A 16,924-nucleotide genomic window follows, 5' to 3' on the forward strand; every position below is an offset into this window, starting at 1 on the left:
GATTTCGCCCTCTATCGGGCCGGGCGTCTGGCTCCGCCAGAGACAATCAGGTACAGTTTGACAAAACCGTCATGGTAGGGCGAGCAGTACGGATGGATGAGCAGACGACAACAGATGAGGGCAGCCGGACGCTTGTCGAAAGCGTCATGGCGACGATCAGGCACAGGATCGCCGCGCGCAGCCTGACACCGGGAACGCGGCTGCCTTCGATCCGGGCGTTTGCGAAGGCCATGCAGGTTTCCAAATCCACCGTGGTCGAAGCCTATGAGCGTCTTGCGGCGGAAGGCATGATCCGCTCGCGGCCGGGCTCGGGTTTCTATGCCGCCGGACCGTTGGCTCCGTTGTCGCTGGCCGAGATCGGCCCCAGGCTTGACCGTGCCGTCGACCCGCTGTGGGTCTCGCGCCAATCGCTGGAAGCCGGCGACGGCGTCCTGAAACCGGGTTGCGGCTGGCTGCCGGCAACATGGATGCCCGAGGCTGGATTGCGCCGGGCACTGCGGACGACGGCCCGCGCCGACGACGCCGCGCTAACGGACTACGGCACGCCGCTCGGCTTGCCGGCGCTACGCCATCTGCTGGCGCGGCGCATGGCCGAGCACGGTATCGAAGCCTCCCCGGACCAGATCATGCTGACGGAATCGGGCACTCAGGCGATCGACCTGCTGAGCCGGTTCCTGCTCGAACCGGGTGACACGGTGTTGGTCGACGATCCCTGCTACTTCAACTTCCATGCCCTGTTGCGCGCCCATCGGGCCAAGGTGATCAGCGTCCCCTACACGCGCTCGGGTCCGGACATCGAGCTGTTCGCGCAAGCGCTGAACGAGCATCGGCCGCGCCTCTACATCACCAATTCGGCGCTCCACAATCCGACCGGCGCGATATTGTCGCCGGTCGTTGCCCATCGGCTGCTGAAGCTCGCCGACCCGTCGGGGCTGACGATCATCGAGGACGATATCTTCGCCGATTTCGAACACACACCGGCGCCCAGGTTGGCGGCCTTCGACGGCCTCAGCCGGGTCATCCATATCGGAAGCTTTTCCAAGACGCTGTCGGCATCGGTGCGCTGCGGCTTCATCGCCGCTCCTCGCGACTGGATGGAAGGTTTGACCGATCTCAAGATCGCCACATCCTTTGGCAGCGGGCGACTTGCATCCGAACTGGTGCTGACGCTGCTGAAGGACGGCCTCTATCGCAAGCACGTCGATCTGCTGCGCGCGCGGCTCTCGCGCGCCATGGAAGAAACCGGCACCCGGCTCAGGGCAATCGGCATCGTGCCGTGGATAGATCAGCCGGCCGGCATGTTTCTATGGTGCAGGCTGCCGGAGGGAATAGATGCCGCGGACGTCGCCCGTCACGCTTTGTCGGCCAACGTCGTGCTTGCGCCCGGCAATGCGTTCAGCCTGTCCCGGTCGGCCAGCCGTTTCATGCGCTTCAACGTCGCGCAGTCCGGAGATGACCGGATTTTCAGGGCGCTTGAACAGGCGATGTCGCGTTGATTCGCGCTGCCGGAAGCCTGCTGGCCTGAGGCTGTGCTCTCAGGCCCCTGCCCGCTTGCGGCGTGCGTAAAGCATGACGAGCGTCTCGGCGGTCAGCGCCGGCCTCTGCTCGCCTTCGATCTCGACCGTATTGGCGGCCTTCATTAGATATTGCCCCGGACCTTTGTCTTCCATCGACAACAGCGTGGTGCGCAGCCTGATACGCGAGCCGACCCTGACCGGCGCCACGAAGCGCACTTTGTCGAAACCGTAATTGAACGCGGCCTGCGTGTTTTCGGGTACGATCCCCATCTCGAGCGCCAGCGCGCCGATGATCGACAGGGTCAGATAGCCATGCGCGATCGTGGTGCGGAACGGGCTTTGCCGCTTCGCCCGCTCGGGATCGACATGGATCCATTGATGATCGCCCGTGCATTCGGCAAACTGGTCGATGCGGTGCTGATCGACCAGCGTCCAGTCCGAAACGCCCAACTCCTGCCCGGCCATCGCCCTGAGTTGCTCGAAGGTCGGCGGCGTCCTCGGCCGTATCTGCGTCATTCCTGCTTTCCCGATCGCTTGCCTGTTCCGGACCACGACGGGCCGCCCCTGTCAATTCGCCAGTGCGATTCCAGCCCATAATCTTCGGCCGCGAACCGCCAGTCTTCGCCGCCGGCAAGCGTGCTGCTGGGGAACAGCTTATTTCTTGTCGTGGCCGGCGCGGATCTCCTCCATCGCCTCCTTGATGCGGCTGCGCAGGATTTCGATCGATTCGGTGCCGGACGCCCTCGCCAGTTCGGCCATCTCGCCGGCATTCTTCAGCGCGGTCTCGAAGGATTTCCTGGCGAACGCCGCCTGCTTCTGCATCATTTCCTGCGGATTGCCGGGCGCTCTGTAGCTTTGTGCCATGTCGGTGATTTCGCGCAGCGTGTCCTGCAGCATCTCGCGTTGCCTTGACAACAGCGCCGAGGCTCCAGCGGCGCTCGCCCGTGCCGACTTCTCCAGCGCTTCCAGGTTCTTGGCGTGGTGGGCGAGGATCGCCTCGACGTCGACATTCGGCAGCTTCAGGTCGCGGCCGAACTTGCCGAACATGTCGATGAAGGACTCGGACTCCGGTCGTTTTGCCATGCTGGTTCTCTCCCCTTGTTGCCGTGAGCCCCGCCACTGCACGGAAGATAGTGCAGCGAAGCTCAGCGGTCCATTCGGACGAGTCAGCCGACAAGAAACAGCCGTTCGGCAGTGTAGAGCACGAGCCCGGCAAGGCCACCGATGATCATGCCGTTGAAGCGGATATATTGCAGGTCCTTGCCGATGTTCATTTCGATAAGCCTTGTCAGTTGCGCGAGGTCCCAGCGCTTGACCTGGTCGGCGATGAACTTCGACACGCCGCTCTTCTGGCTTTCGACGAAGGACGCCAGCGCCACGATGAACCCCTGGTTCATGTCGGCCCTGATCTGCGCGTCGTCGGCAAGATGGCGGCCGACCTCGACGAACATGGTGGCGAGATGGTCGCGGATCATCGAATTCGGCGCCTTGGCGTCCTGTTCGATGAACAGCCGCAGGCTGTCCCACATATCGCCGGCCAGCGCGCTGAGCTCTGGCCGGGCAAGGAAATCGCGCTTCAGCTTTTCAGCGCGCCTGGCATATTGTTTGGATGTCCTCAACCGCTCGACGAAGGTTTCGACGAAAAGGTCGAATTCGGCTCGCATCGGATGGTGCGGATCGGCCCGCACCTCATCGAGCAGCGAGCCGGCCGACGCAATGATCTTCTTCAACAGATAGGCGTCGGCGCGAAACAGGTTGAACAGCGACGGCAGTTCCTCGCGGATCTTCTCGCGCATCGTCGCCAGCGCCTGCTCGTCGCTCAGGAAGCGGCCGACCACCTTGGTGAACTCGTCGAATAATTTCTGGTGGCGGCGATCGTCAGTCAGCGCCGACAGCAGCTCGGCGGCGAGCGGCGCCAGCGGCACCTTTTCGATCTGCTCCAGCATACGGCTGGTGACGAAGCCGCGCAGTCCGGATTGCTCGACCGCCGCCAGCGTCTGCGGCACCAGCCGGCCGACGAAGCGCGACAAATCGGCGGCGCGGTTCGGGTCGGCCAGCCAGTCCGCGACCAGCGCGGAAAAGTCGACCTCGGCGAGCTTTTCGCGCACCGGTTCCGGCGCCAGGAAATTCACCTCGATGAAGCGGCCGAGATTGTCGGCGATGCGATTCTGGTTTTCCGGGATGATGGCCGTATGCGGGATCGGCAGGCCAAGCGGCCGCCGAAACAGCGCCACCACCGCATACCAGTCCGCCAGGCCGCCGATCGTCGCCGCCTCGGCGAAAGCGGCGACGAAGCCCAACCACGCATGCCGGCTCTCGAGCGATTTCGCCACCGCAAAGACCAGCACGCAAAACGCAAGCGCTGCGGCGGCAACGAACTTGGTGCGCCTGAGCGCCGAAAGCTTGGCGTCGGCATCGGCGTCGAACCGGACGGACGCGACGGATGCAAATGCCGGGGCTGGTCGTGACATGATGGGCCGCTCCTGATCGTGTATGCGAACTTATCTAGTGTCGCCTGCCCCAGAAAGCGCGCCGCTGGTTCCGGTGCGCGCAATCGTGCACGCAAACTTGACGCCGGAATTCATCTATTATGCAGCGCCAGTCTGGAATTGTTCCAAACTATAGGCCATATTGACGCCAACCACTGTTATGTGAGGACACAATGCGGCTTACCCGTCAGACCAACTACGCCATGCGCATTCTGATGTATTGCGCCGCCAACACCGAGCGGTTGAGCCGCATCCCCGAGATCGCCGCCGCCTATTCGGTATCGGAACTTTTCCTGTTCAAGATCCTGCAGCCGCTGGTCGAAAACGGCCTGATCGAAACGGTGCGCGGCAGGAATGGCGGCGTCAGGCTCGGCCGCGCGGCCGAATCAATCAGCCTGTTCGATGTCGTGCGGGTGACGGAGGAAAGCTTTGCCATGGCCGAGTGCTTCGAGAACGACGCCGCCGAATGTCCGCTGGTTGACAGCTGCGCCTTGAATTCGGCATTGCGCGAAGCGCTCAACGCCTTCTTCGCCGTGCTGTCGCGCTACACGATCGCCGATCTGGTGGCGGCGCGCCCGAATGTGCGCCACCTGCTCGGCATCGACATGCTGGTGCAAAGGGCGCCGGCCGCCTGATTTCTGGTCGCATCTCAGTTGGTGAGGTCTGTTGAGATTCAGGTCAGGCCGAGCCGAAAATGGTGGGTTCCGAGAACCGGAACGGAGCGTACGTTTGGGTACGTGAGTACCGGCCTGCGCCGGCCATAGCCTTAACTGCCGCACCCCTCATGAATGCTTCGGCCGGCGAAGGCCGGAAGCGCAGGAAACCGCCATTTGCAGGCCGGCATCACCTGGATATCAACAGACCGACTGCGGCAATACGAACGGCATGTTTGCGGCCGGCAACACACCGACCTTCAGCCGGCAATCGAAGACCTTTTCGATCAGCTCGTCGCTGAGCACCTGTTGCGGCGAACCTGTAGCGGCGAGCCTGCCGCGATGCATGACGAAAATCCGGTCGGCGTACATCGCCGTCAAATTGAGGTCGTGCAGGATGGCGACCACGCCGCCGCCGCGTCTGGCGAAATCGCGGGCGATGTCCATGATGATCAGCTGGTGCTTGATATCGAGGCTGGACACCGGCTCGTCGAGGAACAGATAGCGCGGCTTGCCGTCGAGCACCGGCGCCCACACCTGGCACAGAACGCGGGCAAGCTGCACGCGCTGCTGCTCGCCGCCGGACAGCTCCTGGTAGAAGCGGCCGGCAAAACCCTCGAGGTCGACGCGAGCCAGCGCCCGTTCGGGCAGGCGCTGGTCCTCGCCGGACAGCGCGCCGGAGCGCCCGCCGACCAGGCCCAGCCTGACGATCTCACGCACGGTGAACGGAAACGACAGCGTCGTCGCCTGCGGCAGCACCGCGCGCACCGTCGCCGCCTCGACCGGCTTCATCGCCGATAGATTGCGGCCGTTGACGGTGACCTCTCCCGAATAGCCAAGATCGCCGGACAGTGCTCTGAGGAAGGTCGTCTTGCCCGAACCGTTGGGGCCGACGATGGCCGCGATTTCGCCGGGCCGCGCCTCGAAATCGACATTGGCGACAATGCGCTTGCCGCCGATCGCCACCGAGACATCGCGCGCTTCGATCATAGGCAAACTTTCACAAGTCGATGACGCCGCGCTTGCGCAGCAGGATCCACAGGAAGAACGGCGCACCGGCGACCGCGGTGACGATGCCGATCGGCAATTCGGCCGGGGCAACGATGGTGCGGGCAACGGCGTCGGCCAACAGCAGCAGCGCGGCGCCGAGCAGGGCCGATGCCGGCAGCAAATAACGGTTATCGGGGCCGATCAGCAGACGCAGCAGATGCGGCACGACGATGCCGACGAAACCGATGCCGCCGCTGACGGCGACCGACGCGCCGACCGCTGCCGAGACGCCGACAATCGCGGTGTATTTCAGCCGCTGCACCGGGATGCCGAGATGGCCGGCCGTGGCCTCGCCAAGCGCCAGCGCGTTCAGGCCGCGCACCAGGAACGGCATTGCCGCTAGCGCCAGGACGATGACAGGCCCGACGGAGCCGATCTTCTGCCAGGTTGCGCCGCCCAGCGAGCCGAGCTGCCAAAAGGTCAGGTCGCGCAATTGCCGGTCGTCGGCCATGAAGATCAGGATGCCGGTCAGCGCCATGGCGAGTGCTGCCAGCGCGATGCCGGCGAGCAGCATGGTGGCGACCGAGGTCCGGCCTTGCCGTGTCGCGACCTGATAGAGCAGCAATGTCGTCGCCAGCCCGCCGCAGAATGCAGCCAGCGGCAAAGCCATCGTGCCGAGCGCCGAAGTCAGCGGCGCCAGCATGGTCGAGCCAAGCACGATGACGGCGACCGCACCGAGGCTCGATCCGGCCGAAACGCCGATCAGGCCGGGGTCGGCCAGCGGATTGCGGAACAGCCCCTGCATGACGGCACCGGAGACGGCAAGCGATGCGCCGACCAGTACGCCCAGAATGACGCGCGGCAGACGGATGTCATGGATGATCAGATGGTCGCGGGCGCTCAATGCCGCGTCGCCGGGCAACGCGCCGAACAGCCAGTCATGCATGACGCCGATGGCCGAGGCATCGGATGCGCCGGAGGTCAGCGACAACAGCACGGCGATAGCCAGCCCGACGCAGAGCAGCACGATGACGAGGCGGGCGCGCTGCGAACGGTCACCCTCGGCTGCCGTCGCCATGATGCCCGCCGCACCGGCGATCGAATGATCGGCCATCGCGCTCAATCCGTGACCTGGCCGCCATAGAGCGAGACGGCGAGGTCGTGGATGGCGTCGGCCGTGCGCGGGCCGAAGCCGAGCAGATAGCCGCCGTCCATGCGGATCAGCTTGCGGGCGGCACCCGCCGGCGTCGAAGCCACGGCGGGGTTCGAAAACAATTCGTCATCCGCGGTGGCCGGCCCGGCATTGTTCATCATCAGGATCATGTCGGGCCTGGCGGTGATGACCGCCTCGTCCGACAATTGCTTGTAGCCGGCAAAGCCGTCGACGGCGTTGATGCCGCCCGAAAGCTTGATGATGCCGTCGGCGGCGGTGTCGCTGCCGGCGGCAAGCAGCTTGCCGCCCTGCATCGACAGCACGAACAGGATGCGCTTGCGATCCTTGATCGAGGCGGTCTGCATTTCGGCTGCCTTCAGCCTGGCATCGATCTGGACCGCCAGCGCATCGGCCTTGGCCTCGGTGCCGAGCGCCTTGCCGACGATGTGGATCTTTTCGAGAATGCCTTGATTATCATAGCGCTCGGGCACCTCGACGAACGGGATGCTTGATTTCTTCAAGACGTCGACGGCTTCCTTCGGTCCGCTGCCGTGCAGGGCCAATATGCCCGACGGATTGACCGACAGCACACCCTCCGGCGACAGCTGGCGCATGTAGCCGACATCAGGCAGTTCCGCCGCCGCTTGCGGATAGCGGCTGGTCGAATCGCGCGCGACAAGACGATCCTGTTCACCGAGCGCGTAGACGATCTCGGTGATCGAGCCGCCGATGGCAACGATCCTCGAGCGATCGGCGAAAGTCGCGATGCCCTCGGCGGCTTGAGCCGGCATCAGCGCGGCGAACGCCAGGAAAACAGCGGCCGCAGGACCAGGCGCCGACCTGGAGACCGATGCCAGTCTGGGGAAAAGAACCATCGTCGTTTTCCTCAGGCTGCGGTCGGGCTTGGGATACGCGGCAGGTTTTCGGCCAGAAAGCGCCAGTCTTCGCGCTCGCTTTCGCCTTCATGCCGCTTACCGAAGAACTGGATGATCATCTTGCCGTCGGCGCCATAGACTTCGAGCGACGTGACATAGCCGTCCTTGGTCGGCTTGCGCACGGCCCAGACCTCATCGATGTGGTCGGTCCGCAGGTGCAGATGGAAGGTCTGGTCGAGCACGTTGAGCCATGGTCCCATCGGCTTGATCGAGGCGACCGGGCCGGAATGGATCTGGATGCAGCCGCGATTGCCGACAAAGCACATGATCGGCATGGCGCCAGCAGCGGCGTGGTTGAACATGGCGTTCACCGCATCCTTGTCGACCAGCCAGGCGTAGTCCTGGCCGACCATTCGCACCGCCTGTCGGCGGCTGATCTTCAGTGTCTTCAGCATGCCGAAGAACTGGTGCACGTCGGTCAGCTGGCTCCAGCGGTCGCGCAGATCGTCGACGCTCGCCGGGTTGTCCGCAGTCTCGGTCTCGTCAGCCTTGCCCGCTGAAATCGCCACCGTCGGCTCCTGGTTCGGCGATTCCAGCCCGGCCACCAGTTTCTGATAGGCGTAGAGGTTCGAGGCTGGCCTGAGATGCACCTTGTGTACCGCCTCGCCTGCGGTGTCGAAGAACTGCAGGCTGCGGCGGATGTCGGCGCCATCGCGCTTTTCCACGGCAAAGCCGTGCGCCCAAACTTTTGGGAAAATACGCAGGTCGATATTTTCGCCGAGCACCATGGCATTGTGATTACCGGTGACGACCTTGTCGTAGACGCCGATCTTCTCGTGCACCGCGCTTTCGTTGCGGGTCAGCGCCATCACCTCACCGACAGCTTCGAGGCCAGTCAAAAGGTCGTTGACACGCGGCTCGACGCGCACGACGCCGTCGCCGCAATGCGCGGCGACCAGTTCGGCCTCCGAAATACCGAGATGGGCGGCGAGGTCGCGCTCGCGCATTTTCGGATTGTCTGCCCGTGCCCGCCGGATCTCGTGCGGGGCGGGTTTTACGCGCTGGTCCATTTCTGCCACCTACTTGTTGAGAATGAGCTTGCCCTGCCGGGTGATCTTCAGCCGGTACAGCGCACCGTGGTGCTCGATGCCGATCTCGTGCTCGCCCTGGAACAGCGTGTTGCTGGACAGCGTTCTCACGGCCAATTGGACCCTGTCGAAACGGGCGGAATTTTCGTCGGAACGGCGGACGCGATAGCGAAAGTCGCTGGGATTGTGCGTGTTCATTGGTTCGATCCCTTTCCTATGCCGGGCATCTGGCTCGGCGCCTGCGTGAAATGCCGATTCAATTCTTGACTCGAATGGTCATGTTATCTAGCAGTGCAATACCGGAGTAAATGAGTCAACATTTAAGACGCCGGACACGATGAAAAATGCCAGCGAGCCCCAAGCCAGCCAGCATCGAACATGGATTCTTGGAGCTGCAGCATGGGGTTGGCGAATTGGGGACGGCTGGCGGGCAGCGGCCTGACACATTGTTCTATGACAAGCAAAATGGCCGCGTTGCTGGCCGGCGCGGCGGCGATCCCGCTGCTCGCCACACCGGCCGGCGCCCAGCAGGCAGCCGACCAGCAGCAGACTGACCCGTCTCAACAGCCCGAAAAGGTAAAGCCGGCCCCGGCGGGTACCACACTGCTCGACAAGATCCTGATCCTCAGCCGTACCGGCGAGACGGCGATCGAGTCGCTTGCTTCAGCCAGCCATGTCGACGAGGAACAGCTCGAGCGCCGCATGGCGACGACGCCCAACGAAATGCTGTTCGGTGTGCCGGGTGTCGCCGTTCAGGCCGACGCAAGGCGTGTCAGCTCCAGCATCAACATCCGCGGCCTGCAGGACTTCGGCCGCGTCTCCGTCATCGTCGACGGCGCCCGCCAGAATTTCCAGCGCTCGGATCATGGCACGCAATCGACCTTCTACATCGATCCCGAATTGATCAAATCCGTCGATGTGATCCGCGGCCCGGTCGCCAACACCTATGGCTCCGGGGCGATCGGCGGCGTCGTATTTTTCGACACCAAGGATGCTCAGGATTTCCTCAAGCCGGACGAGACCTGGGCGGCATCCGCGACCGGGCGCTACGAAACCAACGGCGAAGGCTGGACCACCAGCGCCACCGGCGCGTACCGGATAAGCGAGAATTGGGACGTGCTCGGCAATATCGTCTACCGCGACTATGACGACTACAAGCATGGCGGCGGCGACACTGTAGCGGGCACCGGCTTCGACGTCTTGAGCGGCCTCCTCAAGACGACCATCCGCCCCAGCGAAAACAGCGAGCTGAAGCTGGGCTGGATCGGCTCGAACGACGGATGGACCGAGACCAGCGGCAGCGCGCCGGTGAACGACGCCGACCTGAAGGCGAATACCTTCACGGCCCGCTACAACATCACCGACGAAGACAAGAGCTGGCTCGACCTCCACATCAACGCATCCTACAACAAGACCAAGCTCGATCTGACGACCCTTGTCGCGCAAAACCGATTTGATCCGGTCACTGGTCTGCCCGTGGTTTTGCCGGCGGGTTCGAAATCGACGTTCGACATCGGCACCTCCGGCATCGACATTTGGAACACGTCGAGATTCGAGACCGTTGGAATCGCGCATGAGCTGACCTTTGGCGGCGACTGGGTTGGCGACGATGTCGAGACAGGCGGCACGGCGGGCGGCGACAGCTTCTATACGCCCTCGGGCAACAGGAACGTCTCCGGCGCTTACGTTCAGGACAAGCTCACCTGGGACTGGCTCGAGGTCATCGCCGGGCTGCGTTACGACAGCTACAAGCTCGACAGTGATGTCGGCGAAACCTCTGGCGACCGGCTGTCGCCACGCATCACAGTGGGCATTTCGCCCTTCGAAACTGCCAGCCTTTCCGGCCTGCAATTCTACGGCACCTATGCGGAAGGCTACCGTTCTCCCTCGCTATCGGAGACCCTGATCAGCGGCAATCATCCGGCCGGCGTCAGCTTCCCGTTCCTCCCCAACCCCAATCTCAAGCCCGAAACCGGTAAGACCGTGGAATTCGGCGTCAATTACAGCACCAACGGCGTCATCCAGGCCGACGACGCGCTGCGGCTGAAGGCGGCCTATTTCAACAACAATGTCGACGATTACATCGACGGCGTGACGCTCTCGCCGTTCGACCCGACCAGCGGCTGCCCGTTCGGCCCGGGCATCCCGATCTGCTTCCAGTATCAGAATTTCGCCAAGGCCAAGATTCACGGCTTCGAGATGGAGGGCGTCTATGATGCCGCCTGGGGCTTTGCCGGGCTTTCGGCGTCGTTCACCGACGGCCACACGATTTCCTATGAAGGCGAACGGGCGGACCTTGTCACCGTCCCCTCCTCACAGATCACCGGGCAACTCGGCTTTCGCTTCCTCGAGGACAGGCTGACCATCGGTGGCGAGGTGCAATACAATGGCAACCCGCAGGGCAACCCGGTGGCCAAGGACTATACGCTGGTCAATGCCTTCGCCAGCTACCAGGCGACCGACAATTTCAAGGTCGATTTCCGCGCCGACAATCTGTTCGACGTCAAATACGCCAACCCGCTGAACGCATCGACGACGAGCGTCGTCTACGAGCCCGGCGTCACCCTGAAGCTGGCGGCGACGATGAGGTTTGGAGGCTGACGACAATGAAAGGCATGACGGCATCCCTTCGTCTGTTCGCCGCGGTGCTGGCAATATTGCTTGCGGCGGCTCCGGCATGGACACAGCAGCAAGCGCCGGCGCTTCTCCTCGAGCTCAACGGCGCGCAGCCTTCCGACAAGGGCTGCCGCCTGACCTTCGTGGTCACCAACAATCTCGGCGCCGGTCTGTCCAAGGCGGCATTCGAGATCGCGCTGTTCAACGAGGCCGGTGTCGTCGATCGGCTGACCGTACTCGATTTCAAGGAGCTGCCGGCAGGCAAGACCAAGGTGACGCGTTTCGACCTTGCCGGCACCGATTGCGGCAAGATCAGCCGCGTGTTGATCAACAGCGCCACGGAATGCGCCGGCGCCGAGCCGAATGCCTGCATGCGCGGGCTGAAGACGCAGACCAGGACCGGCATCGCCTTCGGGGTCTGAATTTTGGGACCGGAACCCGCATTCGCACGAAACCCCGTCGCGTGGCCATTGGCCGGTTTCCTGCCGCCGGAACCGGACGATCCGGATTTCGCCATCCCGCGCGGGGCGCTGCTTGTTTCGCCGCTCGACAGGCCGGAAGACAGTTACATCGCCGATGCCGACGGCGACTTGCCGACGGTGCCTGCGGAGCCATTGCGGCAGACCCGAAAGATGCAGCGGCGCCGCAACTGGACGGTGGCGATCGCCTGCTCTTGCGCATTCCACGTGGCGGTGGCGCTGGCCTTCCTCACGCTGCCGGACGACCGGCCAAGCATCGAAGGTGCCGACCAGCAAGGCGAAATGCTGCTCGGCGCCGACCCGCAGCAGGCGGCCGGCGATGTCGGAGACGATCCGGAAGTGGCCAACGTGACGATGGTGACCATGCTCGACGCCAAGCCGGTCGAAACGGTCGAGGCGCAGGCGGCCGCGGCAGAGGAGACGCTCCAGCCGCTCACCGATGCGGCGGAGACATCGGACAAAGAAGTGGTTGAGCCGGTCAACGAGGCCGCCACGGAAACCGCTGCCGTTGCCGACCGGACCGAACCAGCACCTGCGCAGCCGGCGCGCCAGGACCCATCGCCCGACGTTCTTGCGACCGACAGGCTGGTGCCTGCCGACGACAATGCCGTGCCGCCGCCAGTCAGCGCGGCCGAAACGGCCGAGCCTGCCGAGACAAGCGCACCGGCACCAGCCGATCCGAAGCCAGCCGAAACAGCTCAGACGACCGAGACAGTCGGCGCGGCGGAAGAACCGAAGCCGGACAGGCCGGAGCCCAGGCAGCCGAAGAAGGCAACCGCAAAGAACAAGCCGGCCAGGAAGGCCGAACCAAACGAGCCTGAAAAGCCGGCCCTGCGCAGGAAGGCGACCAAGGCACTTGCCAAAGCCGATTCCAAGAAGAAAAAGACCGGCTCCGGCGGCCGTGACGAAACGGATGTCGCGCGCGGCATGGCCGACGCCAGGAAGGACGGCAAGATCCTGACCGCCAGCAGGGGCGGCAAATCAGGCATCGGCAATGCAGCCGTCACGAACTATCCCGGCAAGATCAGGTCAAAACTGGTGCGGGCCTTCAATTCGACACGCACGCGCGCCACCGGCACAGCTACGGTTGCCTTTACCGTCGGCTCGAACGGCAGCGTCCGGTCGGCCAGGCTGACGGGCAGTTCGGGTGTTGCCGCGCTGGACAAGGCCGCACTCGACGCAGTCCGCCGGGCTTCTCCCTTTCCCCCTATTCCAGACGGAGCCGGTCGCTCGGCCTGGCAGTTCGAAGTGCCGCTCGGTATCAGATAGCTATCGCTCTCATCAGGCATCAAAGTCGGCGCCGCCCCGGGGAGAAGGGGCGTGGACGCAACGCTGGCGACCCCTCTCCCCGTTCTTCACAGCGAGAGGGTAAGGGTGAGGGACAGCGCAACCCCAAGCGATTTGCCCTGCCCGCGACACGCGAGCCCTGGCGAAACCCTCAGGCCGCGGCCAGCAGGCTGGCATTGCCGCCCGCCGCCGTGGTGTCGACGCAGACGGCGCGCTCGTGGGCGTAGGCGGCCGGATAATAGACTTCGCTGATCAGCGGCACGATCGGGCCGGCGCGCTCGGCGATGACCTTGCGCACGATGCGCGCGGCCTCGGGCGTGCCGGAAAAGGCAACGACATCGACGCGCAGCGAGCGCGCTTCGACCGGGTCCGGCCGGCCGTCGATGGCCGCCAGCGGCAGGCCCTTGCCGGTCAGCGCCGACAGCGCTGCCGGCGCGCCGGGTGCGACGGCGAGCACGGCATTGCCGGCGGCCAGCGCCTGGATCGTCTGCGCAAGCAGCGTATCCGCGTCGGGACCCAGACACAGCACGCGCCCGCGCGGCGACAGCGACAGCGTGTTGGCCTCGCCGGTCGGCCCGGGCAGGTCGACCTGGCCGAAATCGATGCCGGCGGCAGTGCCGATAGCCGCGGCACCCTTGCCGCGCAGATGTTTCCTCAGGATGGCGACGCGATCCGGCCGCGTCGACCAGCCGCCAAAGGCCGGGTCCGGCAGATTGTCGGCGAGCTCGGTCGCCGTCACCTTGCGGCCTTCGGCAAGATGGGTGCCGGCTTCCGGCCCCTTGCGGAAGCGCCGGAGATAATGTGGGCCACCGGCCTTCGGCCCGGTGCCGGAAAGGCCCTCGCCGCCGAACGGCTGCGCGCCGACGACGGCGCCGATCTGGTTGCGGTTGACGTAGATGTTGCCGGCATGGATGCCATCGACGAAATGCTGGGCGCGGCCTTCGATGCGGGTGTGCAGGCCAAAGGTCAGGCCATAGCCTTTGCGGTTGATCGCAGCGATCACCGCATCGATCTCGTCGGCATCGAAGGTGGCGACATGCAGCACCGGCCCGAACACCTCGCGCTCCAACTCCTCGATGCCCTTGACCCGAAAGACGTGCGGCGCAACGAAGCGGCCGTCCTTCGGCGCTTCGAGCTTGGCGATCAGCCGGCCCTGCAGGCCCATTTTGGTGCAATAGTCACGGATCGACGCTTGCGCCTCGTCATCGATGACCGGGCCGACATCGGTCGATATCCGCCACGGGTCGCCGAGGCTGAGCGCTTCCATCGCGCCTTTCAGCATCTCAAGCATCTTCTTCTCGACGTCCTTCTGCACGTAGAGAATGCGCAATGCCGAGCAGCGCTGGCCGGCGCTCTGGAAAGCGGAGGCGAGGATGTCGCGCACCGCCTGTTCGGGAAGTGCGGTGGAATCGACGATCATGGCGTTGAGGCCGCCGGTCTCGGCAATCAGCATGGCGTCAGGCGCGGCGGTGTCGGCGAGCTGCTTTTCGATCAGCTTGGCGACCTCGGTCGAGCCGGTGAAGCAGACGCCGGCAATGCGCGGATCGGCGGTCAGCGGGCCGCCGACCGTGGGGCCGTCGCCGGGCAGAAGCTGGATGATGTCTTCCGGCACGCCGGCCTCGCGCAGCAGCTGAACAGCGCGGAAGGCGATCAGCGGCGTCTGTTCGGCTGGCTTGGCGATCACCGAATTGCCGGTGACGAGTGCCGCTGCAATCTGGCCGGTGAAGATGGCGAGCGGAAAATTCCACGGCGAGATGCAGGCGATGGCGCCGCGCGCCTCGGTGCCCGCCTCGGCATTGGCGGCCTCGGCCGCATAGTAGCGCAGGAAATCGACCGCCTCGCGCACCTCGGCAACGCCGTCGGCGAGCGACTTGCCGGCTTCGCGGGCGGCGAGCGCAAAGAACTCGACGGCGTTCGCCTCGTAGAGATCGGCCGCCCGGTTGAGGATGGCAGCGCGCTCGGCGACCGGGCGTCTTGCCCATGCCGGTTGTGCCTCGACGGCGATGCGCACGGCGGTCTCGACCTGCTTGGCGCCGGCCTCGCTGACCGTGCCGACCACTTCCGAAGGTTTTGCCGGATTGACCACCGGACGCTGCTTGCCGTAGCCGGCGGCGCGGCTGACCGGCTTGGCGTGCCAGCGGTCCGGCCCGGCGAACTCGGCCCTGGCCTTGTCGACCGCCGCCAGCGTCACCGGATCGGTGATGTCGAATCCCTTCGAATTGCGGCGGGCCGCACCGAAGATCGCCGGCGGGCGGGGGATAGCCGGATTGGCGGCGGGACCCTGTTTCTCGACGGTTTCGAGCGGGTCGCGAGCAATATCCTCCGGCTCGACTTCCTCGTCGGTAAGCTGGTGGACGAAAGAGGAATTGGCGCCGTTTTCGAGCAGCCGGCGGACCAGATAGGCGAGCAGGTCGGAATGAGCACCGACCGGCGCGTAGATGCGGCAGCGCGTGCCTTCGGCCCGACGCACCGTCTCATGCAGCGCCTCGCCCATGCCATGCAGCCGCTGGAACTCGAATGTATCGCGCTCCGTCGTCATCGACAGGATGGCGGCGACGGTGTGGGCGTTGTGGGTGGCAAATTGCGGGTAGATGCGGTCGGTCATCGACAAAAGCTTCTTCGCGCAGGCCAGGTAGGAGACGTCGGTGTTGGCTTTGCGGGTAAAAACCGGATAGCCGTCGAGCCCGAGCGTCTGAGCCCGCTTGATCTCGGTGTCCCAATAGGCGCCCTTGACCAGCCGCACCATGATGGTGCGATCGTATTTCTTCGCCAGCGCATAGAGCCAGTCGACGGTGAAGGCCGCGCGCGGACCGTAGGCCTGGACGACGACGCCAAAGCCGTTCCAGCCGGCAAGCTCCGGCTCGGCCAGTACCCGTTCGATGACGTCGAGCGACAGGTCGAGCCGGTCGGCCTCCTCGGCGTCGATGTTGAGGCCCATGCGCGAATGGCGCGCCGCCAGCGCCAGCGACAACAGCCGCTCGGCCATGACCGGCAGCATTTTCTCCTTCTGCGTCGCTTCATAGCGCGGATGCAGCGCCGAAAGCTTGACCGAGATGCCGTGGTTCTGGCGGATGTCGGGGCCGTTGGCGCCGGCATCGAGCGAAGAGATGGCATCGGCATATGCCTTGAGATAGCGCAGCGCGTCGGCCTCGGTTCGGGCCGCCTCGCCCAGCATGTCGAAAGAATAGAGATAGCCCTTCTGCGTCATCGGCCGGCCGCGCCTGACCGCCTCGGCAATGGTGCGGCCGAGCACGAACTGCTCGCCCATCTCGCGCATGGCCGCCGCAACCGCCTTGCGGATGACCGGCTCGCCGAGCCGGCGCACCATGGCGCGCAGCGTGCCTTCGATGCCGCCCTCGCCCTCGTCGAGCACGCGGCCGGTCAGCATCAGCGCCCAGGTCGACGCATTGATGAAGATCGAGCTCGAGCCGCCCGAATGTGCCGACCAGTCGTGCGGCGCGATCTTATCGGCGATGAGGTCGTCCATCGTCTCGGTGTCGGGCACCCGCAGCAGCGCCTCGGCCAGGCACATCAGCGCCACGCCCTCCTTGGTCGAGAGGCCATAGGCGGACAGGAAGACCTCCATCAGCCGCGGATCGGACGAGCCGCGCACCGCGCGCACTAGATCGGCGGCACGGGCCGAAATCGCGTTGCGGTCTTGCGCGGACAGCCCGGCCGCCTCGGCCAGCCGCTTCACCGCCTGGTCTTCGTCGGGCAAATAATTGGCACGGATTTGCTGGCGGATGGTGTCGAGCGCTGGCATGGCGGTCCTGTAGA

The 16,924-nt window shown here is 64.8% G+C and carries 14 protein-coding genes; 5 read left to right on the top strand and 9 right to left on the bottom strand.

Annotated features, from left to right (window positions below; translation table 11 throughout):
* Positions 1–92: 92 nt before the first annotated feature.
* The gene (locus NKJ91_RS04085; protein WP_352454552.1) at positions 93–1,496 is read left to right on the top strand and encodes an aminotransferase-like domain-containing protein; all 1,404 of its coding nucleotides are present in this window, start codon (positions 93–95) and stop codon (positions 1,494–1,496) included.
* Positions 1,497–1,535: 39 nt separating this feature from the next.
* Here NKJ91_RS04085 and NKJ91_RS04090 read toward each other — a convergent pair whose 3' ends face one another.
* The 3 genes from NKJ91_RS04090 to NKJ91_RS04100 form a co-directional block, all read right to left on the bottom strand.
* A complete protein-coding gene (locus tag NKJ91_RS04090) occupies positions 1,536–2,033 on the bottom strand; it encodes a MaoC family dehydratase (RefSeq protein ID WP_023676428.1) in 498 nt (165 codons plus the stop codon).
* A 138-nt stretch (positions 2,034–2,171) separates the two neighbouring features.
* Positions 2,172–2,600, bottom strand: a complete 429-nt coding sequence (locus NKJ91_RS04095; RefSeq protein ID WP_352454553.1) for a phasin family protein — start codon at positions 2,598–2,600, stop codon at positions 2,172–2,174.
* Between the two features lie 83 nt (positions 2,601–2,683).
* A complete protein-coding gene (locus NKJ91_RS04100; RefSeq protein WP_352454554.1) occupies positions 2,684–3,988 on the bottom strand; it encodes a DUF445 domain-containing protein in 1,305 nt (434 codons plus the stop codon).
* A gap of 191 nt (positions 3,989–4,179) precedes the next feature.
* On the opposite strand from NKJ91_RS04100, the gene rirA reads away from it, so the two are divergent.
* Positions 4,180–4,641, top strand: coding sequence for an iron-responsive transcriptional regulator RirA (rirA, locus tag NKJ91_RS04105; RefSeq protein WP_023676431.1), 462 nt, complete (start codon positions 4,180–4,182; stop codon positions 4,639–4,641).
* Between the two features lie 219 nt (positions 4,642–4,860).
* Here rirA and NKJ91_RS04110 read toward each other — a convergent pair whose 3' ends face one another.
* From NKJ91_RS04110 to hemP, 5 genes are read right to left on the bottom strand one after another with little or no spacing between them, the layout of a single operon-like run.
* On the bottom strand, positions 4,861–5,649 hold the full coding sequence (locus NKJ91_RS04110; protein ID WP_352454555.1) for a heme ABC transporter ATP-binding protein: 789 nt from the start codon (positions 5,647–5,649) through the stop codon (positions 4,861–4,863).
* A 10-nt stretch (positions 5,650–5,659) separates the two neighbouring features.
* Positions 5,660–6,763 (bottom strand): FecCD family ABC transporter permease, encoded by a 1,104-nt coding sequence (locus NKJ91_RS04115; RefSeq protein WP_352454556.1) that lies wholly within the window; start codon positions 6,761–6,763, stop codon positions 5,660–5,662.
* Between the two features lie 5 nt (positions 6,764–6,768).
* The gene (locus NKJ91_RS04120) at positions 6,769–7,677 is read right to left on the bottom strand and encodes a heme/hemin ABC transporter substrate-binding protein (protein WP_352454557.1); all 909 of its coding nucleotides are present in this window, start codon (positions 7,675–7,677) and stop codon (positions 6,769–6,771) included.
* An 11-nt stretch (positions 7,678–7,688) separates the two neighbouring features.
* A complete protein-coding gene (locus tag NKJ91_RS04125) occupies positions 7,689–8,747 on the bottom strand; it encodes a hemin-degrading factor (RefSeq protein ID WP_352454558.1) in 1,059 nt (352 codons plus the stop codon).
* Between the two features lie 9 nt (positions 8,748–8,756).
* Positions 8,757–8,963, bottom strand: a complete 207-nt coding sequence (hemP, locus tag NKJ91_RS04130) for a hemin uptake protein HemP (RefSeq protein ID WP_352454559.1) — start codon at positions 8,961–8,963, stop codon at positions 8,757–8,759.
* A 201-nt stretch (positions 8,964–9,164) separates the two neighbouring features.
* Between hemP and NKJ91_RS04135 the strand changes: the two genes are divergently transcribed.
* The 3 genes from NKJ91_RS04135 to tolA are packed head-to-tail and all read left to right on the top strand — an operon-like array spanning position 9,165 to position 13,129.
* On the top strand, positions 9,165–11,366 hold the full coding sequence (locus NKJ91_RS04135) for a TonB-dependent hemoglobin/transferrin/lactoferrin family receptor (RefSeq protein WP_502903552.1): 2,202 nt from the start codon (positions 9,165–9,167) through the stop codon (positions 11,364–11,366).
* Positions 11,367–11,371: 5 nt separating this feature from the next.
* Positions 11,372–11,803, top strand: coding sequence for a hypothetical protein (locus NKJ91_RS04140; protein ID WP_352454561.1), 432 nt, complete (start codon positions 11,372–11,374; stop codon positions 11,801–11,803).
* 48 nt (positions 11,804–11,851) lie between these two features.
* A complete protein-coding gene (gene tolA / locus NKJ91_RS04145) occupies positions 11,852–13,129 on the top strand; it encodes a TonB family protein (protein ID WP_352454562.1) in 1,278 nt (425 codons plus the stop codon).
* A gap of 169 nt (positions 13,130–13,298) precedes the next feature.
* Here the strand turns inward: tolA and putA are convergent, their stop codons facing one another.
* Complete coding sequence (gene putA, locus NKJ91_RS04150; RefSeq protein WP_352454563.1) at positions 13,299–16,910, bottom strand: bifunctional proline dehydrogenase/L-glutamate gamma-semialdehyde dehydrogenase PutA; 3,612 nt, start codon at positions 16,908–16,910, stop codon at positions 13,299–13,301.
* Positions 16,911–16,924: the final 14 nt, after the last annotated feature.

Source organism: Mesorhizobium sp. M0040, from assembly GCF_040323505.1.
Lineage (GTDB): Bacteria > Pseudomonadota > Alphaproteobacteria > Rhizobiales > Rhizobiaceae > Mesorhizobium.